This is a genomic window from Parasphingomonas halimpatiens (assembly GCF_036663795.1).
In the GTDB taxonomy this organism is placed as follows: domain Bacteria; phylum Pseudomonadota; class Alphaproteobacteria; order Sphingomonadales; family Sphingomonadaceae; genus Sphingomonas.
The window spans coordinates 1-22,836 of record NZ_JAXOJP010000050.1 but is presented as its reverse complement, the minus strand read 5'-3'; the positions used below and the strand labels follow the sequence as shown (position 1 = coordinate 22,836).

Annotated in this window: 15 protein-coding genes, 2 pseudogenes and 1 riboswitch; of the genes and pseudogenes, 9 read left to right on the top strand and 8 right to left on the bottom strand. The window is 66.9% G+C overall.

The window, feature by feature from the left end; genetic code table 11:
* Positions 1 to 94: pseudogene (locus U1839_RS24940) on the top strand (IS5/IS1182 family transposase); the annotation flags it as partial.
* A 556-nt stretch (positions 95 to 650) separates the two neighbouring features.
* Here the strand turns inward: U1839_RS24940 and U1839_RS24935 are convergent.
* Both U1839_RS24935 and thiC read right to left on the bottom strand, forming a co-directional pair.
* Positions 651 to 785: pseudogene (locus U1839_RS24935) on the bottom strand (ClpX C4-type zinc finger protein); the annotation flags it as partial.
* 169 nt (positions 786 to 954) lie between these two features.
* On the bottom strand, positions 955 to 2,877 hold the full coding sequence (thiC, locus tag U1839_RS24930) for a phosphomethylpyrimidine synthase ThiC (RefSeq protein WP_332806264.1): 1,923 nt from the start codon (positions 2,875 to 2,877) through the stop codon (positions 955 to 957).
* 42 nt (positions 2,878 to 2,919) lie between these two features.
* A riboswitch (TPP riboswitch) is annotated at positions 2,920 to 3,029 on the bottom strand.
* A gap of 181 nt (positions 3,030 to 3,210) precedes the next feature.
* Between thiC and U1839_RS24925 the strand changes: the two genes are divergently transcribed.
* The gene (locus U1839_RS24925; protein ID WP_332806263.1) at positions 3,211 to 5,949 is read left to right on the top strand and encodes an ATP-dependent DNA helicase; all 2,739 of its coding nucleotides are present in this window, start codon (positions 3,211 to 3,213) and stop codon (positions 5,947 to 5,949) included.
* Positions 5,946 to 6,488 carry a SixA phosphatase family protein gene (locus U1839_RS24920; protein ID WP_332806262.1) on the top strand — a complete coding sequence of 181 codons (543 nt, stop codon included), beginning with the start codon at positions 5,946 to 5,948 and terminating at the stop codon, positions 6,486 to 6,488. The genes U1839_RS24925 and U1839_RS24920 overlap by 4 nt, the downstream gene beginning before the upstream one ends.
* 180 nt (positions 6,489 to 6,668) lie before the next feature.
* On the opposite strand, the gene U1839_RS24915 is transcribed toward U1839_RS24920, so the two are convergent.
* A complete protein-coding gene (locus U1839_RS24915) occupies positions 6,669 to 7,193 on the bottom strand; it encodes a YceD family protein (RefSeq protein WP_332806261.1) in 525 nt (174 codons plus the stop codon).
* A complete protein-coding gene (locus U1839_RS24910) occupies positions 7,190 to 7,699 on the bottom strand; it encodes a ubiquinol-cytochrome C chaperone family protein (RefSeq protein ID WP_332806260.1) in 510 nt (169 codons plus the stop codon). The genes U1839_RS24915 and U1839_RS24910 overlap by 4 nt, the downstream gene beginning before the upstream one ends.
* A 120-nt stretch (positions 7,700 to 7,819) precedes the next feature.
* Here U1839_RS24910 and U1839_RS24905 point away from each other — a divergent pair, with 120 nt between their 5' ends.
* Both U1839_RS24905 and U1839_RS24900 read left to right on the top strand, forming a co-directional pair.
* Positions 7,820 to 8,296: an outer membrane protein assembly factor BamE gene (locus tag U1839_RS24905; RefSeq protein ID WP_332806259.1), complete on the top strand. Its 477-nt coding sequence runs from the start codon at positions 7,820 to 7,822 to the stop codon at positions 8,294 to 8,296.
* 139 nt (positions 8,297 to 8,435) lie between these two features.
* On the top strand, positions 8,436 to 8,942 hold the full coding sequence (locus U1839_RS24900; protein WP_332806258.1) for an RcnB family protein: 507 nt from the start codon (positions 8,436 to 8,438) through the stop codon (positions 8,940 to 8,942).
* 66 nt (positions 8,943 to 9,008) lie between these two features.
* Here U1839_RS24900 and pbpC read toward each other — a convergent pair whose 3' ends face one another.
* Positions 9,009 to 11,045, bottom strand: a complete 2,037-nt coding sequence (pbpC, locus tag U1839_RS24895; protein WP_332806265.1) for a penicillin-binding protein 1C — start codon at positions 11,043 to 11,045, stop codon at positions 9,009 to 9,011.
* Between the two features lie 325 nt (positions 11,046 to 11,370).
* On the opposite strand from pbpC, the gene U1839_RS26865 reads away from it, so the two are divergent.
* Both U1839_RS26865 and U1839_RS24890 read left to right on the top strand, forming a co-directional pair.
* Positions 11,371 to 11,748, top strand: a complete 378-nt coding sequence (locus U1839_RS26865) for a lysozyme inhibitor LprI family protein (protein WP_443030659.1) — start codon at positions 11,371 to 11,373, stop codon at positions 11,746 to 11,748.
* A 521-nt stretch (positions 11,749 to 12,269) separates the two neighbouring features.
* Positions 12,270 to 12,569, top strand: coding sequence for a hypothetical protein (locus U1839_RS24890; RefSeq protein WP_332806257.1), 300 nt, complete (start codon positions 12,270 to 12,272; stop codon positions 12,567 to 12,569).
* Positions 12,570 to 12,580: 11 nt separating this feature from the next.
* On the opposite strand, the gene U1839_RS24885 is transcribed toward U1839_RS24890, so the two are convergent.
* The 3 genes from U1839_RS24885 to U1839_RS24875 all read right to left on the bottom strand — a co-directional run bounded on the left by U1839_RS24885 (position 12,581) and on the right by U1839_RS24875 (position 20,895).
* Entirely contained in the window at positions 12,581 to 13,216 is a 636-nt protein-coding gene (locus U1839_RS24885) for a hypothetical protein (RefSeq protein WP_332806256.1), read from the bottom strand.
* A 132-nt stretch (positions 13,217 to 13,348) separates the two neighbouring features.
* Positions 13,349 to 14,812, bottom strand: a complete 1,464-nt coding sequence (locus U1839_RS24880) for a hypothetical protein (RefSeq protein ID WP_332806255.1) — start codon at positions 14,810 to 14,812, stop codon at positions 13,349 to 13,351.
* Between the two features lie 260 nt (positions 14,813 to 15,072).
* Complete coding sequence (locus tag U1839_RS24875) at positions 15,073 to 20,895, bottom strand: alpha-2-macroglobulin family protein (RefSeq protein ID WP_332806254.1); 5,823 nt, start codon at positions 20,893 to 20,895, stop codon at positions 15,073 to 15,075.
* Positions 20,896 to 21,038: 143 nt separating this feature from the next.
* Between U1839_RS24875 and U1839_RS24870 the strand changes: the two genes are divergently transcribed.
* Both U1839_RS24870 and U1839_RS24865 read left to right on the top strand, forming a co-directional pair.
* A complete protein-coding gene (locus tag U1839_RS24870; protein WP_332806253.1) occupies positions 21,039 to 21,953 on the top strand; it encodes a sulfite exporter TauE/SafE family protein in 915 nt (304 codons plus the stop codon).
* 38 nt (positions 21,954 to 21,991) lie between these two features.
* A complete protein-coding gene (locus U1839_RS24865) occupies positions 21,992 to 22,723 on the top strand; it encodes a TIGR02186 family protein (RefSeq protein WP_443030660.1) in 732 nt (243 codons plus the stop codon).
* Positions 22,724 to 22,836 lie beyond the last annotated feature (113 nt).

Below are 22,836 nucleotides of genomic sequence, written 5' to 3'. Positions count from 1 at the left end.
CTGGGAACGATCCATCGAAAGCTCGACCGCATGGGCAACCATCGCCAGCATCCGCATGATCACCCGCAGAATCGCAAGAGTCTCAATCAGTTGAGAAACTTTTGAATCAGGCTCTAATACGCCAACTTATAGTTAACTTTGCTCAATGCAGATACCGTATTTGATAGCGCTTGATCTAATTGTTCACACCCGCGAGGAGTGTATTGATATACTACGCAGCGATAATGCCGAAGATCAAACGGAACATCTTGAATATCTTGGGTTAACATTATTACTGGCTTTCCCATTGTATGGGCTAAGCCAACTTCGTACATAACATTAGGATTCTTGCCCGTTAGATCGGCGACTATGAATTGTGCGCAGAATATGGATTCCCAAATATCCTGCATAATGGGCCTGGAGCCAAATATCTCGTCAGCCCTATTAATTTTTATTCCAGCGCGCTCAATGCATGGTCTAATATGATCAGAGTATATCTCGTTGTATGGAGAAATAAATGGTCCAAGATAAAACGCTGTATTTTTTGTTACTTTTAAACCCCTAGTCGAGAAAAGCGGATCTGAATCTAGTTTAGACAATATATCATCTAACTTTTCCGAAGAGTTTAGTTCGTTGTAAGTTATTGGAAAAGCTGTTTCGAAATCATAGCTCTCGAGCATAATGCCTGCACATAAATCTATGCACTCATCGCAAATAAATACGGTTGGTCCTGCGACGAGCTTTCTAACTTCGTGCTGAGATTTTGCACAAAAGTTACAATAAAGAGTCGATTTTTGCCCTGCCATGCCATTCGCAGTATATATGTTGCCCAAGCAGTTTAATCAGCGAGCAGGTGGATCTCCTTGCCTACTTCCTGAGTGAAGCGCTTACCGCCCGCCACACGCTTCTCTGCATCGGCAATTGTCGCCGGATTGGCAACGATCAAACGCGCCGTACCCGCCCGGCAGGTCCCAATCAGTCGTGCTCCCGCCCGCCAGCGCCGATGTAGAGTTCGCGGCCGCTCTCATTGTACAGGTCGCTCATCGCCGCCATGCCCCGCTCAGCCTCCGCAACCGCCGCCGGATTGGCAAAAGCCGATCGCGCCGCATCCGCCCCCGCCGCGTCACCATCCGCCGCGATAAACGTATCCGCCGGCGCATTCTGCTTGGCCGCGAAGTCGCGCACTTCCTGCGTGATCTTCATCGAGCAGAATTTCGGCCCGCACATCGAGCAGAAATGCGCCGTCTTGGCGCCCTCCGCGGGAAGCGTCTGGTCGTGATATTGCTCGGCGGTGTCGGGGTCGAGCGACAGGTTGAACTGGTCACGCCAGCGGAATTCGAAGCGCGCGCGGCTCAGCGCGTCGTCGCGCATCTTCGAGGCGGGGTGGCCCTTGGCGAGGTCGGCGGCATGCGCGGCGAGCTTGTAGGTCACCACGCCGACCTTGACGTCGTCGCGGTCGGGCAGGCCGAGATGCTCCTTGGGCGTGACGTAGCAGAGCATTGCGGTTCCGTACCAGCCGATCATCGCCGCGCCGATGCCGCTGGTGATATGGTCGTAACCCGGCGCGATGTCGGTGGTGAGCGGCCCGAGCGTGTAGAAGGGCGCCTCGCCGCAGACCTCGAGCTGCTTGTCCATATTCTCCTTGATCTTGTGCATCGGCACATGGCCGGGGCCCTCGATCATCACCTGCACGTCGCTCGCCCAGGCGCGGTGGGTCAGTTCGCCCAGCGTGTAGAGCTCGCTGAACTGCGCCTCGTCATTGGCGTCGGCGATGCTGCCGGGGCGCAGGCCGTCGCCGAGGCTATAGGCGATGTCATACGCCTTCATGATCTCGGTGATCTCGTCGAAGCGCTCGTAGAGGAAGCTCTCCTTGTGGTGGCTGAGGCACCATTTCGCCATGATCGAGCCGCCGCGGCTGACGATGCCCGTCACGCGCTTGGCGGTCATCGGGATATAGGCCAGGCGCACGCCGGCATGGATGGTGAAATAGTCGACGCCCTGCTCGGCCTGCTCGATCAGCGTGTCGCGGAAAATCTCCCAGGTCAGGTCCTCGGCGACGCCGCCGACCTTTTCCAGCGCCTGGTAGATCGGCACGGTGCCGATCGGCACGGGGCTGTTGCGGATGATCCATTCGCGCGTGTCGTGGATGTTGCGCCCCGTCGACAGGTCCATCACCGTGTCAGCGCCCCAGCGGATCGACCACACCATCTTGTCGACCTCGTTCGCCACGTCGCTGGCGACCGCCGAATTGCCGATATTGGCATTGATCTTGACGAGGAAGTTGCGCCCGATCGCCATCGGCTCGCTCTCGGGGTGGTTGATGTTGTTGGGGATGATCGCGCGGCCGCGCGCGACCTCGTCGCGGACGAACTCCGGCGTGACATGGTCGGGGATGCTGGCGCCCCAATCCTGCCCGTCGCGGATCAGCTTTTCCTTGGCGGCGGCGCGGCCGATATTCTCGCGGATCGCGACATATTCCATCTCGGGCGTGATGATGCCGCGCCGGGCATAGTGCATCTGGCTGACGTTCATGCCGGGCTTGGCGCGCAAGGGGCGCTTAACGACATTGGGGAATTGCGGCACGCCGGCCGAGCGATCGGGGCCCGACAGGCCATTGTCCTCGGGGCGGGTCTCGCGGCCGTCATAGGCCTCGACATCGCCGCGACCGAGGATCCAGTCGCGGCGGATATTGGGCAGGCCGGCCATGATGTCGATCTTGGTCTTGGGGTCGGTGTACGGGCCGCTGGTGTCGTAGACGCGAAGCGGCGGCTCGCCGCAGCTCGGCTCGAGATCGATCTCGCGCATCGCGACGCGCAACGGGCCGACATGGATTTTGCGGCTGCCGCGGATCGGGCCTGTGGTGACGCCAATTTCGGTGCGGGCGGGGATATCGGCCATGGGTAAGCGCTCCAAATAAATCGGAGCGAGGCCACGGATTTCGGGTGAAAACCGTTCCCTCCCTCCGCCGGTGTCAACCGGATCAGGTTCGGCGGGTCGGAAGCATGCGCTTCCCTCTCAGCCGCGCATCAGCGGCACCCCGGGGATGACACGACGCTAGGCGCTCATGATACTAAAGGGAAGGGGCGTTGGCGGCTGGCGCCACGCGCCGGGCGACCGGCGCGGTGAGCGGAAGAACGGCCCGACGTCCCGTCTTCGCGCCCGACAGGAAATCGCCCCGCAGCGTCGCGCGACCCGTTCCCCCGATGTTCCGACTGCGCTAGGATCGCCGCAATGCCGCCGCTCCCCCCTCTCGCGCTGCCCTGGCCCGCGCTGCATGCCAGCCATGGCGGGATCTGGATCGCCCAGCCCGACGGCACGTGCCGCACGGTCGGGCGCGGCGAGGCGATCCGGCTGGCCGCCGACACGCCGATGATCATGCTCGGCGCGCCGCTGATCGGGCAGCGGCTCGGCCATGCCGAACTGTCGGGGCTCGACCTGCTCGAACTCTACGCCTTTCTCTTCCCGGCGCGCTTCATGGTGCCGACGCCGCGCGGCCTTGCGCGCGCCACCGGCCTGGACGTGCCGGGCCGCGACGAGGAAGTCGCGCCTTTCCTGCTGCGCGCCACCGCCGCGTTGCTCGACACCGCGGGCGGCGACTGGCCCGAGCGCGAGGGTGCCTGGACGTCGCTGCAATCGCTGCTGCGGCTGCGCTGGCCGTGGACTCCGGCGCTGATCGATCGCGTCCGCAAGCCCGTCACCGCCGAGCGCTGGCTGTTTTCCAAGCTGCCCGAATGGTCGGAGGCCGCGCCGCGCCCGGCGCCGCGCACCATTGTCGTCGATCCGGCGCAGACGGCGGAGCGGCTGGCAAAGCTGGTCGGCAGCGGCGCCGAGCAACGCCCCGGCCAGCGCGCTTATGCCGAGGCGGCGATCGAGGCGTTCGCGCCGCGCATGATGCGCGACGCGCCCAATCTCGTGCTCGCGGAAGCCGGGACGGGGATCGGCAAGACCTTGGGGTATCTCGCGCCCGCCTCGCTCTGGGCCGAACAGGCCGGCGGCGCGGTGTGGGTGTCGACCTTCACCAAGGCGCTGCAACGCCAGCTGGCGCAGGAAACCACCCGGCTGTTCCCCGACGCCGAGGAGCGCCGGGCCAAGGTCGTCACGCGCAAGGGCCGCGAAAATTATCTCTGCCTGCTCAACCTCGAGGATGCGCTGCAGGGCGGTTTCGCCGGCCGCGCCGCGATCCTCGCGCAGCTCGTCGCGCGCTGGGCGGCGTACAGCGCCGATGGCGACATGATCGGCGGCGACCTGCCCGGCTGGCTGCCGACGCTGTTCCGCCGCAACGGCTCGACCGCGCTGACCGATCGGCGCGGCGAGTGCGTCTATGCCGGCTGCCCGCATTACCGCAAATGCTTCATCGAGCGTGCCGCGCGCGCCTCGGCCGAGGCCGATATCGTCATCGCCAACCATGCGCTGGTGATGGTCAACGCCGCGCGCGGCCGCGAACTGGCGACGCGCCCGACGCGTTACGTCTTCGACGAAGGCCACCACATCTTCGACGCCGCCGACGCGATGTTCTCGACCGCGCTGACCGGCCAGGAGACGATCGAGCTCAGGCGCTGGATCCTCGGCCCCGAATCCGGCGGGCGCGGGCGGCGGCGCGGGCTTGCCGCGCGGCTGTCCGACGTGGCGAGTTATGACGAGGCGGGCGGTCTCGCCATCGCCGATGCGGTCCATGCCGCCCAGGCGCTGCCCGGCGACGGCTGGCTGCAGCGCGTCGGCGAGGGACAGCCCTTCGGACCCGTCGAGGCACTGCTCGGCGCGGTGCGCGGCCTCGTCTATGCCCGCGCCGAGACCGAGGGCGATGCGGGTTACGGGCTGGAGACCGAACTGGCCGAGCCCGACCCGACGCTGATCGAGGCCGCCGGCCCCGCCGCGCAGGCGCTCGATGCGCTGGTCCGCCCGCTCGTCACGCTCGGCCGCCGGCTCGAGGCGGTGCTGGCCGAGGCGCCCGACTGGATGGATGGCCCGGCGCGTGCGCGGATCGAGGGGGCGATCGCCTCGGTCGGCTGGCGCGCCGAGACCGTCGCGGCGTGGCTGTCGCTGCTCGCGCGGATCGGCGGACCGGTGGCGCACGACTTCATCGACTGGCTCGCGGTCGATCGCGTCGAGGGCCGCGAGTACGATATCGGCCTGCACCGCCACTGGCTCGATCCCGGCAAGCCGTTCGCCGACACCGTGCTGCGCTCGGCGCATGGCGCGCTGGTCACCTCGGCGACGCTGCGCGGCGGCGAGGACTGGGCGGTGGCCGAGGCGCGCACCGGCGCCAACCACCTCGCGCGGCCCGCCTCGCGCTTCGCCGCGATCAGCCCGTTCGACTATGCCGCCCAGGCCGAGGTGCTGATCGTCACCGACGTCAAGCGCGGCGACATGGCGAGCCTCGCCAACGCCTATGCCCGGCTCGCGGTCGCCTCGGGCGGCGGGATGCTCGGGCTGTTCACCGCGATCCGCCGGCTGCGCGGCGTCCATGCCCGCATCGCCGACCGGCTGGCGCGCGAGGGGCTGCCGCTGCTCGCCCAGCATGTCGACCCGATCGACACCGGTACGCTGGTCGACATCTTCCGCGACGATGCCCATGCCTCGCTGCTCGGCACCGATGCGCTGCGCGACGGGGTCGATGTGCCGGGCGGTTCGCTGCGGCTGGTCGTGCTGGAGGGCGTGCCTTGGCCGAAGCCGACCGTGCTCCACGCCGCGCGGCGGCTGGCCGGGGGCGGATCGGGTTATGACGACCGCATCGTCCGCGCGCGGCTCGCCCAGGCGTTCGGCCGGCTGATTCGCCGCGCCGACGACCATGGCACCTTCGTGCTGCTGTCCGCCGCGATGCCCTCGCGCCTGCTCACCGCCTTCCCGCCGGGCGTAGGAATCGCCCGGGTGACGCTCGATGAGGCGGTTTCGCGCGTGGCACGTCTTCCCTCGGCGCCGCGGCTCGGGCATGAGGCGCCCGGACGCCTGACGGAGACGCCGACGCCATGAAGACGCTCACGCTGCTCCGCCACGCCAAGTCGGGCTGGGACGACCCCGCGCTGCGCGATTTCGATCGCCCGCTCAACGCCAAGGGCAAGCGCGCCGCCGCCGCAGTCGGCCGGCACTGGCGCAGCTTGGGCCTCGAGTTCGACCATGTCCTCGCCTCGCCCGCGGTGCGTGTCGCCGAGACGCTGGACCATGTCGCGAGCGGTTATGGCTCGGATCTTCCCGCCACACTCGACCGCCGCATCTATCTCGCCTCGGCCGTTACCCTACTCGACGTGGTGCGCGAGCTGCCCGACAGCGTGGCGAGCGCGCTGCTCGTCGGGCACAACCCGGGGCTCGAAGACCTTGTGCTGATGCTGGTGCCTGACAACGACCAGGCGCCGCAGCGCGACGCGGTCGAGGAGAAGCTGCCCACCGCCAGCACGGTGCGGCTGAGCTTCGCGATCGATCGCTGGGCCGATGCCGCCGCGAACGGCGCGGTGCTCGAGCTGTTCGTCCGCCCACGCGACCTCGATGCCACGCTCGGGCCGGACCTGGATTAAGGCAGCGCGTCTGCAACGGTGCGCAGTTTTCCTGACTTCCCGGCGCAGGCCGGGGCCCAGTCGGGATGACGGATATGATGAGCGGCAACGCTTGTCGCAGTGTCCCCCAACTGGGCCCCGGCCTTCGCCGGGGAAGTGAGGGGGATGCAGCGCGATCGGTCCGACGTCTTGCCCGATGTTCTAACGCTCTTCCATCTTCGCCTTCAGCCCGGAGAAGGCGTTGAGCGGCGTGACCTCGTCTTCGCTTACCACGCCGGCGGCGCGCAGCGCGGCGGCGGCGCCGGGGCCACGCGGATAGGGGTTGAGCGCCAGCGCCATCGTCTCGGCGGCCGCTTCGCCCAGGTCGATCGCCGCGCCATCATAGCGCATCGTGTCGAGCGCGTCCTCGTCGAGCTCGATCTCGCCCTCCCCAGCGACATCATCGATCACGAAGCGCAGCGCGACCGGCTCGTCGATCGTGCCGGGGACGGGCTCATCTGTGATGACGCAGGCCTGCACGACCTGCGCGCGGACATGACCGTGCGCGATCACGCCAGCAGCGTCGCGGCTGAGGCGGAACTCGGCCTCGAGCGACTCGACACTTGCGAGCTCGAAGCGCTTCGCCAGCGCGGCACGTTCGGTCGCGTCGGCGGCGATGCGGATCGTGCGCTCGCCCTCGCCGATCGTGTCGGCGCGCTCGATGCGTGAAAATTCGGGGGCGCTCATGCCGGCACTGCGCCGTCGAGCAGCGCTTCGGTCGGCGTCGCGGCGAGCGCATCGCGGAACGCCAGCAGCGCCGCCTCGACATGCGCCAGCGCCGCCGCCTCGGGCGTCGCGCCGCGCCACAGGTTGCGAACCAGCGCCGCGCCGAGCGAGCCGTCGGCCAGCGCGGTGCGATAGGCGCCGAGCCGCCCGCCGAGCATCCCCATCATGTTGCCGATATGCTTGCCGACGACGATGTCGCCGATGCCGATCTCGCGCAGCTGGCCGTCCATGTCGTCGACGAAGCGCTCGGTCAGCCGCGCGCTCGGTTCGGCAGTGGCGGGATCGTCCTCCAGCCGCAGCAGCACGAAGGCGAGAATCGTCGCGACCATGTCGAAACGCCCATCGACCGTGTCAGGCACGGCGCCCGCCTCATACCAGTGCGGCGCGCGCGCGCGGGCGACGATCGCGGTGTACAGTGGCAGCGCGGTTTCGTCGCGCTTGCCCAATAATCTGGCGATGAAGCCCATGCTAATCCGTCTCTGCTCGGGCGCGCCCTTGTTTGGCCGCGTTCATCCGCATATTGAGCGGACGGGCGCATGATGCAATGCGCCTCGATGACGATCGCGCCCGCGGTGGAGAAGTTTAGAATGCGTATCAAGTCCGCCCGGATGACCGCCCTGATCGCGCTGGTCGCGCTCGGCGCCTGCACGCCGCTCCGCACGCATCAGGGCTATGTCGTCGATCCCGATCTGGTCAACTCGGTGCAGCCCGGCGTCGACACGCGCCAGTCGGTGCTCGCCGTGCTCGGCAAACCGAGCTTCGCCAGCCAGTTCAACCAGGGCGACTGGTATTATGTCGCGCGCGATTCGCGCAACTTTGCCTATAACAAGCCCAAGGCCAAGGAGCAGATCACGCTGCGCGTGACCTTCAACCCGGCGGGCGTCGTTACCGGTGTGTTCAAGTCGGGCGTCGAGCAGGTCGCCTCGATCAGCCCCTATGGCAAGAAGACGCCGACGCTGGGCAAGGACCGCAGCTTCTTCGACGAGCTGTTCGGCAATATCGGCACCGTTGGCGCGGTCGGCGCCGGAGCGAGCGGCGACAGCGGCGGCCGCGACACGCCGTAGCCGGCGGGCGTTTCGTCGCGCCCGACCTTTCTCCTTGCTGACGATCCGGTTCGCAGCGCGTTCATCGTGGGTGCGCCATTGTCGCTGTCATGGTCATGGCGCGGAGGGGCGCTGCACTGGCCAGGAACGGAGAATTTAGATGCGTAAGACGATTTTGATGGCTCTCATGGCCGCCGCCGCGCTGCCCGCCGCGGCGCAGGCGCAGTCCAACGGCGAACTGCGGCACGACCGTCGCGACATCCGCCAGGAACAGCGCGAGCTGCAGGATGCGCGTCGTACCGGCGACCGCGGCGATATCCGCGAGGAACGCCGCGACGTGCGCGATGCACGGCAGGAATATCGCGAGGACCGGCGCGATCGTGATCGCCGCTGGGGTCGCGACGACTGGCGCGGCTGGCGTGACCGCAACCCGAACTTCTATGCTCGCGGCAACTGGAACGCGCCGTTCCGCTACACGCCGTTCCGCGCCGGCCTGCGTATCGCGCCGCTCTATTATGGCAACCGCTTCGTGATCGCCGATCCGTGGCGCTATCGCCTGCCGCAGCCCGGCTGGGGCCGGACCTGGGTGCGTCACTATAACGACGTGGTGCTGGTCGATACGCGGCGCGGCATCGTCATCGACGTGATCCGCGGCTTCTACCGCTAAACGATCGCATCAACGGGCCCGGGCGGAGGAGACTCTGCCCGGGCTTTTGCTTGAATCGCGCGGTTGCTACCGCACGGTGAACAGCACCTGGTCGACGACATGGCCGCCGACATCGAGCAGGCGCAGGCGGTGCTGGCCCGGCGCGGCGAGGACCTGCGGCACGGTATCGGCGGCGCCGATGTCGCGCTTGTCGAGCATCAGCCGGTGCGCGACCGCCGCGCCCGTGACCGTTACCGCCAGCCGCTGGCGATCGGGCGGAATATCTGGGTCGATCGCATAGACGCTGCCCGACACCGGGTTGGTGATGCGCGGGCGGCGCGATTCGGACGGCGCGAAGGCGATGCGGCTCATCGCCGTGCCGGTCAGGAAATATTCGCGGCGCGGCTGCTCGATATGGTCGGCAAAGGTCACCGCGCGCTCCTCGATGCCCGGCGGGCGTGGCGGCGGTTGCGGATGGCGTTCGGCGCCGAGCGCGAGCATCAGGTCGCGCCATACCGGTGCCGCGCCGCTGGTGCCCGACACGGCGCGCATCGGGTCGCCCTCGAGATTGCCGACCCAGACGGCGACGGTGTAGCGGTCGTTATAGCCGATGCACCAATTGTCGCGCATCGCCTTGGAGGTGCCGGTCTTGACCGCCGCCCAGAAGGGCAGGCGCAGCGCCGAATCGAGCCCGAAGGTCGCGGCGCGGGCATTGGGATCGGCAAGCATGTCGCCGACCAGCCACGCGGCCTGCGGCGTGGTGATCGCGCGCGGCGCGCCGGCCGGATCGGCGACCGTCAGCCGCAGCGCCGCCCAGCGCCCGGCATTGGCGAGGCTGCGATAGGCATTGGCCTGTTCGAGCAACGTGACCTCGGCCGAGCCGAGCGCGAGCGAGAAGCCATAATAGTCGCCATCCTCGACCAGCCCGCGATAACCGCTGTCCCACAGCCGGTCGCGGAACGGATCGACCCCGACGAGCAGCAACGTGCGCACCGCCGGCACGTTGAGCGAGCCCGCAAGCGCCGAGCGCGCCGACACCGGGCCCTTGAAGCCGCGGTCGTAATTTTGCGGGACGTACAGCCCCGAGCCGGTGTCGAGCTGGACGGGCGAATCGTCGAGGATCGAGGCCGGGGTGAGATAGCCCTTCTCGATCGCCTCGGCGTAGAGGAAGGGCTTGAGCGTCGAGCCGGCCTGGCGATAGGCGTTGGCGCCATCGACCGAGGCGGCGGTCGAATTGCCGCCGATCCCGCCGACATAAGCGAGCACGTCGCCGCTGGCATTGTCGATCACCACCACAGCGCCGTCGCGCGCGCGGCTGCCGCCGAGCCCCTGCAACTGGCGGCGCAGCGCGACGATCGCGAGCTTCTGGATGTCGTAATCGAGCGTGCTGGTGATGCGCAGCCCGGGCTTGGTCAGCAACCGGTCGGAGAGATGCGGCGCGAGGCCGGGGTCGAGCTGCAGGCTGCGCGTCGGGCCGAGCATCGACGCGGCCTCTCCGGTGAGGCGGGCGCAATCGCTGCGATGCGCCAGCGCGCAGGCGCGGCGCGCGACGCTCGCCACGCTGGCCTGCGGTTCGGGGAGGAGTGCTGCGAGCAGCAGCGCGTCGTCCTTGGCAAGCGCGTCGGGGGTCTTGCCGAACAGGCCGAGCGCTGCGGCGCCGATGCCCTGCGCCTCGCCGCGAAAGCCGGCGAGGTTGAAATAGGCCTCGAGGATCTCGTCCTTGTGCCAGCCGCGTTCGAGCGCCCAGGCGGCGCGCATCTGGCGCAGCTTGTCGAGCCAGCCGCGCGCGCCGGGGGTGGCGATGCCGGGGGCGAGGAAACCGGCGACCTGCATGCTGAGCGTGCTCGCGCCGCGCGAGCGTTGCCCGGCCACGCGGTCGCGCGACGCGCCGGCCAGCGCCAGCCAGTCGACCCCGCCATGGCTGTAGAAGCGGTGGTCCTCGGCGGCGACCAGCGTCTCGCGCGTGACGGGCGAGACCTTGGCGAGCGGCGTCCAGCCGAGCCGCCGCGCGGCGAAATCGACCCGCGCGGAATCGAGCAGCCGGCCGTGCCGGTCATAGAGCCATGCCTCGGACGGGTGCCAGGCGGCGACGACCTGGCGGTAGGACGGCAGCGGTGGCGGCATGGTGATATAATCGGCGACACCGAGCAGCAGGGCGACGAGGCCGATGCCGGCAAAGGCCTTGCCCTCGCGCGTGCCGAGCGCGGCCAACCAGCGGTCGGGGTCGATCACGGCGAGGCGCCAGAGCCGCGTTTCGAGCCAGGTCCGGCCCCGCCTTCCGATCTCCGCTACTGCCGAATGCCATTTTTGCCGCATGTTATCAGGCTATCATGAGCAGGCCGGAAAGGAAGGGCTCGGGACGGAAGGTCGAGCTATTCTCGCAATGTTGGGTGATCCAATCGCACCTTTTACGGTTGTGTTCCTCATATGTTCAGCATAGCTTTGCGTCATGCGAAATGAAGGTTCCCGTTTCAGGGAGATGGCAATGTGGCGGCGTTTGGTCCTGACGGTTTGTACCTTCATCTTGGCGACACAGCCGGCGCTGGCCCAAGAGGACGGAGGCGGCGATAAGTTTGGCTTCTCCGTCGAGCATGACCGCTGCATAAATGCTGCGCGAGGCATTACGTCCTTGACTCTGAGCTGCAACGGCGAGGAGGCCGCCCGTCAGGATGAGCGGTTGAATCAGGCCTATCGTGAGGTCATGGGACGCCTCGATTCACGACAGCGCCTGATCCTGCGCCGTTTGGAGTGTCGCTGGCTTTCCCGTCGGCGCGTATACTGCGCCAAAGTGGCGGAGCCGGCCGGACGGGAACGCTTTCCAGTATAGTAGAGAGCTATTGTTACCTCGAACAAATTTCGAGTCAGCGTGAATTTCTGGAGCATTATAAGCCTAAACAGTCCGAATAAATATCTGAAGACGTGAGCAATGAGCAACTGGTCGCTCCGTGATGGCGTAATCTTAAATAGATCATGCGCCGAGAGTATGTTGGAGAATCGATGTAAGCTGTGGACACAGGGTAATTGCAATTTCATTAGCATGATAATTACGTAATGATCTGTCTCCTATTTCTGATCTTCACGTTGCTATTTTAGAAGTAATGATTGCGCATTGGCCCGTTCGCGTGGATAATTATTATTAATAACGCTGCGCATTTGCGCTGTGCGACCCGCAAAGATGTTGCGCTATTTCAATGTTAAGCGCGGGTTGGCGGCCTGTCGTAGGTCATATGCTGCGGCGGCCTATCGCGGACACTATGGCCGGGCATTTGACGAGAGGAATCACTTGATCCGCCTCCCGGCTAACAGTAGAACAAGGCATGAACATTTCCGCCAGCGGAGGGATGTGATTTGGCGAAGGTGGTATATTCGGTCTTGCCGCTTATGCTCTTGCTGACGGGCTGCGAGCGCGATTACCCTTCGGACGAACTAGCCCGGCATATCGTATCCGAGTGCGGACTGACAGTTGACAGCATCCAAGGCGAATACGGATTCGACTATGTCGGGATAGCTATCATCGTCAAAAAAGTCCCTGAGGCCGAGTTCAATCGAAAGCTGCGCTGTGTTCGTGCGATTTTTTTCATGCGCAGGTTACGAGCTCACATCTCGAACGGCTCCCAGCGATTTGAAGATGAAGTTGTCATCGGCTAGAATGGCCGGCCCTAATCGGGCTGAACCCCGCGGCCAAAATAATAGCTTTCGTCATCTGATCCATCCAGGAAATCGTTTGTGTGCACGGCGTTGATAACGAAGTGAACATTGCGGTAAAATTTTGACATCGCGACATCCAGGTTCGTCGGTCCCTGTCTAGCATCCGTGAAGCGGAATGGGTCGTACCAAGGGCGCGGGTGTGTATGCTCGGCGATAATCAGCCTGAATCCTTTCAACTCTGGAAGTCGGCCGAAGGGCAATCTCCGCCCTGTCTCGAAGTCGGTGAAGACGAGCCCCTGTTGATCATTGGCCACGACTGTTCGCGTCGTGAATGTGTGCGGGTCGTGCAGACTCTGATAGACCAGCAGCGCATGCTCAAGCGGTGGTTCGGTGCTTTTCGATGCCGCGAACACTGCCTTCTCGCGTCGCACGAATTCCGGCATGGCGCGCCGAAAGCGTGTGATGAAATCAGGCGGTGAGTCGATGACAAATTGGTCCTCGCCTGCCGGGGTTCCCAGCCAGCGACACAGCGCGGGCGACGGGTGGTCGTCCTGATGGATTGTCGTCGGGGCGCCGCCATCTCCCGCAGCGATGGAAGCGCGGATGGGGGTCGAATCGCGACCGGCGGATGACAATTCGCGCGACAAAAGGTTACGGCCTCGACCCTTCGCAGCCCAGGCGGCAGAAGTGAAATTCGACTCGACACCCGACAAACCGATGCCTTCGTCAGTACGAATGGCTTGTAAGGTGTCGCCTCGGCCTCGATTTGTGCTGTCGAGTTAGGTGGCAGGACTGAAGTGGTTGCGGCGTTGGTCCGATTCTTCGCTGGAATCCCGAAGGGACGGCGCGGCTGCAGTACCCAGCCCGGCGACGGCCGCGCGCGCACCGGGCGAAGTCGCCGCAGCCATTTGTTCCGCGTGTACGGCTGACGTGAGAGCAGTTGGGCTTGGGCCAATGGCGCTCGGTACGCCTTCCGTAGAAGCGCTCGCGAAAGAATCGCCATCTTCCGGGTCACGATCGGGCTCCAGGTCCGGCCCGGCAAAATCACTGGCGGAGATAGCTTGCGGGAGGTTCCCAATCCCCTCTTGCGACTGACGGTCGATGGTGCGGGTCGCTCTCAGGACCAGGCTGTCTACCGCATCCTTCGAAAGATCGCGCCGAACCGCCGGAGGAATCTGCGCGATCGAGGTAAAGGAGTCGCCCAGCTCATTTGCCAGCGCGTCAGCCTCGGCGTTGGCATTCGTTGACGCCGTCTGACGCGTCCGATCGGCCTGTATCATCCGCCAATTCAATTCAACGAGCGCCTTCTGCCGGCGCCCATCATCGACGCCCGGCTGGTTGACGATCCGCGTCGCGGCCGCTGCCGGATCGGCGGGCAGCGCCCGCTTCGAGCCGCGCGCGCCGAGCAAGGCCATATGCTGCGCCACGTCCAGCCGTACCGCGTCCGGCAGCGCTGGGTACCAGCCGTCGCCATGCCGCGCGATCAGAGCGTCGAGCTTGTCCGGCCCCAGCGCCGCCGCCGCCCAGCTGCGCGCCGCGTCGCCCTTGTAGCGTTGCAACAACGTCGGAAGCACGGCCTGCTGTTCGTCGGGGCTGATCGCCAGCATGCGGTCGCGCAGATCGTCGGGCGCCATTTTGGGTGCCAGCGGGGCGTAGGGCGCGGCCGCGAGGTCGCCGGCCTCGACATCGGCGATGGCGCGCTCGTCGGCGAAGCGCGGGGCGATGCCGGTCAGCGCCTTGTGCATATCCTCGGGGCGCATGCCGGCGCCGTGGCGTCTGATCGCGACCAGCGCGCCGATCGCATCGTCGCTCGCGCGGGCATCGACATGCGCGAGATGGATCGTCGACTGGTAATCGTTCGCCGCTGCCTCGGCCTGGGTGTCGGGCTGGCCGGCGAGCCTTGCCTGTCGCCGCACCGCGCTCTTGCCTGTCTCGATATGATGGGCGTAGCGATCGGGCGCGTCGATTTGGTCGAGCGCCGCGCGCGCGCTCTGTGCGGGCTGGGCGCGGTCGCGGTCCATCTGCGCCACGGCGGCGTCGAGCGCGGCGAGGCTCCGCGCTGCGGCCGCGCGGCGGCGCTGTTCGTCGGCGAGTGGTGGGGCGGGCTGCGGGTCATCGACCGTGAGATCGACCGGGCCGGCGTCCGGCATTGGCATGGCTTCGGGTTCATCCGCTGACGCGGACATTGTGTCGGTGGCCGGGGCGAGGCCGTATGGGTCTTGCTGAGGTTCGATACCGGGCATGAACTGCTCCTGCTGACGGGCGCGTGCGCGACGCGGGAGCTGCAGGACTAAGCGCGGGTGCGGATTGTTGAATCACGCCGTCGAGGTGGACCTTGTCAGGTGAGGCGCCCTCTTCTTCGTTCTCCCGCGAACGCGGGAGCCCAGGGTTACAGGCGGCGCGCTCCGTAAACCTGGGCCCCTGCCTGCGCAGGGGTACATGCCGGGCGCCGAGCAACCTTTAGCCCCCGCGGACTGGGCACCCCCTCGGCGTCAGCGCACCCTCACCGCGCCGCCACCGTCACCATCGGATTGGGCCATTGCGCGCGGATCGCGGGGGAATACATCGCCTCGACGCGCGTCGCGGGCAGGTTGAAGCGGCCCGAGGTGTTGAGGCGCAGCACATAGCTGACGCTGAACGCGCCGCGCGGCACCCAGGCAAAATAGGCGCGCCATGAGTCGTTGCGGCGCTCGACATAGGCCGGCTGGGCGCCCGACTGGATCTCCCAGACCTTGCCGTCGGCGTCGCGCGCCAGCGTGTCGGTGCCGCCGCCGAGGCTGCCCTGGTCGCCGAGCATCTTCGACTGGCCGCCCATGTCGCCGACGATCGTCGCGCCGGCCGGGATCGGATCGTTGATCACCACCCAGTTGCGGTCGGCCGAGGCCTGGACGTTGATCGTCACCTTGATCACGTCGCCGCGCGTCAGCACGCCCTTGGTGCGCGCCTGCACGACCTCGACCTTGCGGTTCATGACATAGCCGGCGTTGAGCGGCTTGAGCAGCGGGACCGCCGCCGAGACCGAGACGCTCGCCCATGGCCCGGCGCCGCCCGCTTGCGACAGGCGCAGCGGGGTCTGCGCGGCGGGCAGCGGGAAGCTGACCAGCCGCTGGTCGGCGGCGAGCGGCCAGCTGCGGCTCGCCGTCGCCGTGCCCAACCCGAGGGAGGTGGTGCCGGTGATCGCGGTGGCGGGATAGAGCGATGCGAACTTCTTCGCCGCGATCGTGCCCCAGGCATTGGCGGTGGTGGTGTCCCAGCGGCCATGTGACTGGCGCAGCGCCACCCCGACCATCATCTTGCCGGCATCGTCCTGCCAGCCGGGGCGGCCGAGCGTCGCGATCAGCGCCTTGATTGCGGATTCGTCGCTCGACACCATCAGCCACCAGGCCGAATTGGACGCATCGGACAGGTCGAGCCGGGTGCCCTCATAAACGAGGCGGGTGCGCAGCACGCCCTGCGCGACATTCTTGAGCGCGGTGGCGTTGGCGAGGCCGGGGATATGATCGAGCGCGATGAGATAATCGGCCAGCGTGTCGGTCGGCATCTCGGACGGGTTCATGCCGATCTGGCCGAGCATGTCGGGCGTGGCGACGCCGTTGCGCGCCAGCGCGGCGAGCGCGACGACGCGTTGCAGCCGGACATCGCCATATTCGTCATGCCGCAGCCGGCCGTTGAGCACGTCCTTCAGGCCCTGGATCATCCGCGCCTTGGGCGCCTCGGGGATCGGCAGGCCGGCATCGGCGGTCAGCGACAGGACATAGGCGGTGAGCACCTCCGAGCCGTTCAGCGTATCCGACGGCCAGTAACGCAGCAGCCCGTCCGATGCCTGATAGGTCGGGATGTCGCCGGCGAGTCGCGCCCAGCCGGGGCCATCGCCGAGCGCGACGATCCGGCTCAGCCGCTGCTCGAAGCAATCATAGGGATAGGCCGCCATGAAGGCGCGTACCCCGGCGAGCGGCGGGGCGAGATCGTCGCTGAGCCGGATATCGACCACGCCGCGCCCGGCGATCGCGCCGGCCGGCGGCGCGATGGCGATCGACGTATCGCCGCCGATCCGTGCCAGCGTGCCCGCCCACACCTCGACCGGGTAGACCGGCACGACGCTCTGGCTGACGGTGACCTGGTCGGTCGCCTTGCCGGATTCGTCGCGCGCCGAGACATGCCATGATACCGCACCTTCGGCATTGGGCGCGGTGAGGTTCCAGGCGATCGGCACCGCGCCGCCGGCCGGCACCGTCACGGTGATCGGCTTGCCGGTGGCGATGCGCGGCGTCAGGTCGACATTGGCGGTGACGGTCATCGGCTTGGCCGAGCCGTTGCGCAGCGTGAAGGTGGCGGCGAAATAGTCGCCGCTGCGCACCAGTTGCGGGATACCGGCATAGATCGACAGGTCCTGCGCGGTACGGACATCGGCCATGCCGGTGCCGAATTGCTGCGCGCCGTTGGTGGCGATGGCGACGAGCTTGAACGACGACAGCGCGTCGCTGAGCGGCACGGCGATGCGCGCATGGCCCTTATCGTCGAGCGCGACATGGCCCTGCCACAGCAGCACGGGCTGGAAATTCTCGCGGTTGAGCCCCGAGGCGTCTCCGCCGCCGCCGCCGGCCTCGACCGCTTTGCGGCCATAATGGCGTTTGCCGACGACCTGGGTCTGCGCGGTCGAGGTCAGCACCGAGATCGGTCGTTCGCCCATCATCGCGGTGAGCACGTCCCAGCTGTCATTGGGGGCGAGCTGGAGCAACGCCTGGTCGACCGCGGCAAAAGCGAGGTCGGCTGAGCGCGCCGGCTTGCCGTCGGGGGTGTTGACCTGGACATCGACCTGCGCGGTGTCGCGCACGGCATAACGCTCGCGATCGGCCTTGACCGCGACCTTCAGCTGATGCGCTTCCCAGCCGACCTGCACCTTGGCGATGCCGATGCGGTAGCTCGGCTTGGCGAGGTCGACCATCGCGGTCGGTTCCTGCCCCTCGGGTGGGCCGCTGGCGAGGCCCAATGACTGGGCTATGCCGTGCAGCCAGCTCCACATCCCGCCATGGGTGCGGCCGCGCACCACCATCACCGAGACGAACACGTCGGGCGCATAGCTGCCCGGCATCGCCACCTCGACCACCGGATCGCTGCCGGTGAGGTGCGTGGTGAAGCTCGACAGCACGCCCTCGCGCTCGACCGTGACCAACGCCGTCGCCTCGCGGAACGGCATGCGGACCTGGAAGCGCGCGGTCTCGCCGGCGGCGTAGCTGAGTTTCTCGGGGACGAGATCCATGCGGTCGCCATTGTCGCCGCCGAACCACCAGTCGTCATTGCCGGCGAGCCACACCGAGGTGGTGGCGCGCGCGACATTGCCGCCGGCGTCCTGCGTCGTCGCCACGGCATAAACCTCGCCCGAGACGCCGGGGTCGATCGCGCACTGGGCATAACCCTGCGCATCGGTCGTCGCGTTGCACGTCGCCGACAGCTTGGTCGTCTTCATCTGGTTGTCATAGGCGTAGAAGCCGCCGATCAGCCGGCGCCGCGCGGTGAGGATCTGGCGGCTGTAGAGCGCGACCGAGACGCGCTGGTTGGCGAGCGGCTTGCCCGAGGTGTCGAGCGCGACGAAGCGCAGCCGCAGATCGTCCTGCTTCATCAGCCAGCCATCGGTCTTGATGCCGAGCTGCACCGCCGAGGGGAAGATCGGGATGGTGCGCGACGCGGTCAGCGTCTGGCCATTGGCATCCTGATAATCCATCTCGACCTGCATGTTGGTCGCGGCCTCGAGACCCTGCGGCACCTCGATATTGTTGTGCGCGGTGCCGTCGGCACCGAGCGTCGCGGGCAATGTCTGGGTCGGCGGCGTCGGGGCGGTGGTTTCCTCGCCATCGCCGTTGAGCGGCTTGACGCCCTCCTCGATCTTGTTGCCGCCGAAGCTGTACGCTTCGTAACCGGTCGGCGCGGACTCGCGCGGGAAATAACCGACGCGCAGGTCGACCGGCAGGTTCGACGCGCCGCCGCCCGACAGATAACCGACGAACAGGTCGAGCAGCAGGTTGGTCGGCCGGACCGCGGCCTCTTTCGGGCCCGTCACGGTCGCGCGCATCGTCGGCAGCTTGTATTCGTCGACCTTGAAGGATTGCGCGGTGTAGATCGTCTTGTCGCCGACGATCACCTGCAGGTCGTAATCGCCCATCGGCGCGCCCTGCGGCGCGGTCCATGTGCTTTCGCCGGTGCCGTTGGCGTCGATCGCCAGCGGCATGTCGAACTGCGTGTCGGAGCCGCGATGCGACAGGCGCAGCGTGCCGGCCAGCGCCGGCGCCATGCCGAAGCCTTCGCCGAGCGGGCGGCGCAGGATGTGCTTCATGTGGATCGTCTCGCCCTGGCGGACCAGCGCGCGATCGAACACGGTGTGGAGGATGTCGTCCTTGGCCGAATAACCATAAGGCAGGTCGAAATCGTACGGCTTGATGCCCTCGCCCCATTCGGTCAGCGTAAAGCTCATATCGCCGTCGGCGCGCGCCGAGATCATCAGCGGGTGGCCCTCGACGCTGTCGCAGCTGCCATAGGTTTCGGGCGCGGGCAGGCCGGCCGGGACGATCAGCCCGCCCGAGCGATCGGTCGTGCCGGTGGCGAGCAACTGCCCGGTGCAGCTGTCGGAAATGCGGATCGCGGCATTGGCGACGGGCTTTGCGTCGTCCAGCCTTGTGACCCAGGCGAGGCTCTTCTCGCGGCCCCATTTGAAATGCACCGCCATGTTGGTGACCAAAGCGGCCGAGGCGACGTAGCGCGGCGTCTTGCGCCCGAGCAGCGCCTGGCCGAGCACCGGGCTGGCGAATTCGACGACGTAGAAGCCGGGCTTGCCGAGCGGCATGCCGACGACCTCGAAATCCTTGCCCTTGCCGGGCAGCCCGACCTTGAGCGCCGAACCCTGGCCGGCCGCGAGGATCGGCTTGCTGCCGGTGTCGTTGATCCGCACGGTTTCCTTGCCGCGCTGTTCTTCATGATCGGCAGCGTCGTCGGCATGGTCGATGGTGCGAAGCCACTCGGCGATTTGCGTATCGCTGTCGCCAACACGCAGCGATTGCCCGGCAAGGTCGCGGCGCATGCCCTGCAGCGCCGGCTCGACATTGCGCACCGTCACCGGCAGCACGCCGCCCTCGGTGCTTTCGAGAATGCCGAAAGCGGCGGCGAACTTGATCAGCGGCGGCGCCTGGTCGAAGCGCACTTCGAGCGGGAAGCGCTCGGCATTGGCCAGCGCGCGGCCGCTCTCGTCCTTGACGCCGGCGGGCAGCAGGATCTTGCCGGTCGTCGCTTCGGGTAGCGGCGCCATGAAGCCGACCGATGAGATCGTCGCGCTGGTCTTGGCGTCGCCATGCTCCGCGTCGCCGCCACCGTCGAACAAATTGGGCTTGATCGTCCGGCCATCGGGCAGCTGCAGCGTGATGGCGCGCGCCGTGTCGGCGGGGACGGGCGAAGAGAAGCGGATCCACGCCTGCTCGACCGGCGAACAGCCGGCCTGGGCATTGACGCGCGAACATTCGAAGCGCGCGGTGAACGGCTTGCGCACGGTATAGTCGAAACGCTGGTCGGTGCCGGCGGTCTTGCCGCCCGCGCCGGATATGCCCTTGCCCCACATCAGCGCCACGTCATGCCCGGCGGGCAGCGCACGGCGGCAGCGCAGCGCGGTGATGGCGGCATAGGCCTTTTGCCGATCCTCGGCCTTGGCCGGCACGTCGGTCGGCAGACCCGCCTCGTCGAGGAAGTTGCGGACGTTCCAGTTCTCGTCGGGCTTCAACTGCGCGAGCAACTCGCCGGGCAGGTCCGCCTTGAGCACCTCGACCGGAATCTTCTCGCCGATCCCGGCAACCGAGCAATAGGCATTGGCGGCGACCGATGCCGGATCGGCCGGCAGGTTCGCCGCGACGAGGAACACCTGGTCCTCCTCGATGCCGTCGTCGCTGCTGTTGCCGGCAAGTACCGCGCGCGCCACCGGGCCGCCGGCGTCGACCTTGAACTCCTGCTGCCCGCCGACGGCATAGCCGGCGACGCTCTTGAGGTTGGCGCGCAGCTTGAAGCTGCACTGCGTGCCGCCGGGCAGGCCCTGCTTGAAGTCGTAGACATAGGTCTGCGGATCGACCCAGCGCCCCTCGCCGGTGATCGCGCAGGTCGTCTCGAAGGGCGACGCGGCGCGGGGATCGCCGAGCGGCACCATCGGCTGGCTGAAGCGCATCGTGAAGCGTTCGATCGCGCCATTGCCGATACCGGGGGTGGCGAGCACGACGGTCGGGCTGTTGTCGCCGAGTGCCGCGACCGGGGCGATGACGAGTCCGAGCAATGCGAGACGGATTGCGAGCTTCATCACACATTCCCCCGGAGCAGTTGGCACCGAAGCTAGCCGGGGATCGCGCCATTGTCCAGCGCCGAGCCGTGGCGAAAATACGACGAAACGAAATAGTTTCAAATTTTGCACCGCGCCCCGGAACACGATACGGCGGGGCGCCCATGGACATCTACCTGCCCATCGCCAATCTCTCGGTGAACGCGATCGTGATCGTGTTGCTCGGCGGCGGCGTGGGCTTTTTGTCGGGCATGTTCGGCATCGGCGGCGGGTTCCTGACCACGCCGCTGCTGATCATCTATGGTATCCCGCCGACCGTCGCCGCGGCTTCGTCGGCGAGCCAGGTGACGGGCGCGAGCGTTTCGGGCGTGTTCGCGCATCTTCGCCGCGGCGGGGTCGACTTCAAGATGGGCGGCGTGCTGGTTGCCGGCGGGATGGCGGGCTCGATCCTCGGCGGCTGGATCTTCAAGCTGCTCCAGGCGAGCGGGCAGATCGATACCGTGATCGCGGTGATCTACGTCCTGCTGCTCGGCTCGATCGGCAGCATGATGGCGCGCGAAGCCTGGACGGCGATTCGCGCAACGCATGGCGGCCCGCCGCCGCGCGCACGCAAGCGGCGGCACCATCCGCTGGTCGCGGCGCTGCCGCTGAGGACGCGCTTTTATGCCTCGGGGCTGTATATCTCACCGCTCGCGCCGCTGCTGCTCGGTTTCGGCGTCGGCATCCTGACGATCCTGCTCGGCGTCGGCGGCGGTTTCATCCTCGTGCCGGCGATGCTCTATCTGCTCGGCATGGGGACGCAGGTGGTGGTCGGCACCTCGCTGTTCCAGACGCTGTTCGTCACCGCCACCGCGACGATGGTCCATGCCACCACGACCAAGGCGGTCGATATCGTTCTCGCTGCGCTGTTGCTGCTCGGCTCGGTCGCGGGCGCGCAGGTCGGTGCGCGCTTCGCCAGCCGGGTGAAGCCGGAATATCTGCGCATGGCGCTGGCAGTGATCGTGCTGCTGGTCGCGGTGCGCATCCTGCTCGGGCTGACGTGGCGGCCCGACGAGATCTTTTCGGTCGAACTGTCGTGAGGCGCGGGGTGATCGCGCTGCTGCTCGCGCCGCTGCTGATGGGGCAGGCGCGCCCGGCGCCGAAGCCGATCCTCGTCCCCGACGTGTCGCAGCGCGACATCGAGATCGCCTACTCCTTCACCGGTGCCGACCTGCTGCTGTTCGGCGCGATCCTCTATCCCGGCGGTCGGCTGCCCGACGACGACAAGCCGGCCGATATCGTTGTGGTGATCAAGGGGCCGAGCCAGCCGATCCTGTTGCGTGAAAAGGCCAAGGTCGCCGGCATCTGGGTCAATGCCGCGCGGTTGCGCTACAGTTCGGCACCGAGCTTCTACGCCATCGCCTCGTCGCGCCCGGTCAACCAGCTGGTCGATCCGCGCACCAAGGCGATCTACGAGCTCGGGCTCGATTCGCTGCAGCTCTCGCCGTCGAGCAACGCGCCACAGGCGCAGCAGGATCGCTTTGCGCGCGGGCTCGTCGATCTCAAGAAGCGCTCCGGCCTGTATCTCGAGTCGCCGCATGCGGTCGAGATCACCGACGGCGTGCTGTACCGCGCGCGCATCACCATTCCCGCGCGCGTGCCGGTCGGGCGCTTCACCGCCGAAACCTTCCTGATCCGCGACGGCCGCGTGCTGGCGGCGGCGACGCGCGACATCGACATCCGCAAATCGGGCTTCGAGCGCTTCGTCGCGCGCTCGGCCGAGAAGCGCGCGATCCCCTATGGCCTGTTCACCGTGTTCCTGTCGGTGCTGTTCGGCTGGGGCGCGGGCTGGATCGCACGGCGTATCTAGGCCGTGTTGACAAAGGGGATTCCCAATAGCGGCAGTATCTGATTCAGGGTGGCTTTTGGGAGGCTGCCTTGATCCGTGGTTTGATGAGCGACGAAGAATGGAGCTGCCTTAAG

What these genes read in the sequence shown, in the direction of transcription:
- thiC (WP_332806264.1), bottom strand. Translation starts at nt 2,877, where the DNA reads ATGGCCGATATCCCCGCCCGCACCGAAATTGGCGTCACCACAGGCCCG.
- U1839_RS24925 (WP_332806263.1), top strand. Translation starts at nt 3,211, where the DNA reads ATGCCGCCGCTCCCCCCTCTCGCGCTGCCCTGGCCCGCGCTGCATGCC.
- U1839_RS24920 (WP_332806262.1), top strand. Translation starts at nt 5,946, where the DNA reads ATGAAGACGCTCACGCTGCTCCGCCACGCCAAGTCGGGCTGGGACGAC.
- U1839_RS24915 (WP_332806261.1), bottom strand. Translation starts at nt 7,193, where the DNA reads ATGAGCGCCCCCGAATTTTCACGCATCGAGCGCGCCGACACGATCGGC.
- U1839_RS24910 (WP_332806260.1), bottom strand. Translation starts at nt 7,699, where the DNA reads ATGGGCTTCATCGCCAGATTATTGGGCAAGCGCGACGAAACCGCGCTG.
- U1839_RS24905 (WP_332806259.1), top strand. Translation starts at nt 7,820, where the DNA reads ATGCGTATCAAGTCCGCCCGGATGACCGCCCTGATCGCGCTGGTCGCG.
- U1839_RS24900 (WP_332806258.1), top strand. Translation starts at nt 8,436, where the DNA reads ATGCGTAAGACGATTTTGATGGCTCTCATGGCCGCCGCCGCGCTGCCC.
- pbpC (WP_332806265.1), bottom strand. Translation starts at nt 11,045, where the DNA reads ATGCCGCCACCGCTGCCGTCCTACCGCCAGGTCGTCGCCGCCTGGCAC.
- U1839_RS26865 (WP_443030659.1), top strand. Translation starts at nt 11,371, where the DNA reads ATGCGAAATGAAGGTTCCCGTTTCAGGGAGATGGCAATGTGGCGGCGT.
- U1839_RS24880 (WP_332806255.1), bottom strand. Translation starts at nt 14,812, where the DNA reads ATGCCCGGTATCGAACCTCAGCAAGACCCATACGGCCTCGCCCCGGCC.
- U1839_RS24875 (WP_332806254.1), bottom strand. Translation starts at nt 20,895, where the DNA reads ATGAAGCTCGCAATCCGTCTCGCATTGCTCGGACTCGTCATCGCCCCG.
- U1839_RS24870 (WP_332806253.1), top strand. Translation starts at nt 21,039, where the DNA reads ATGGACATCTACCTGCCCATCGCCAATCTCTCGGTGAACGCGATCGTG.
- U1839_RS24865 (WP_443030660.1), top strand. Translation starts at nt 21,992, where the DNA reads ATGGGGCAGGCGCGCCCGGCGCCGAAGCCGATCCTCGTCCCCGACGTG.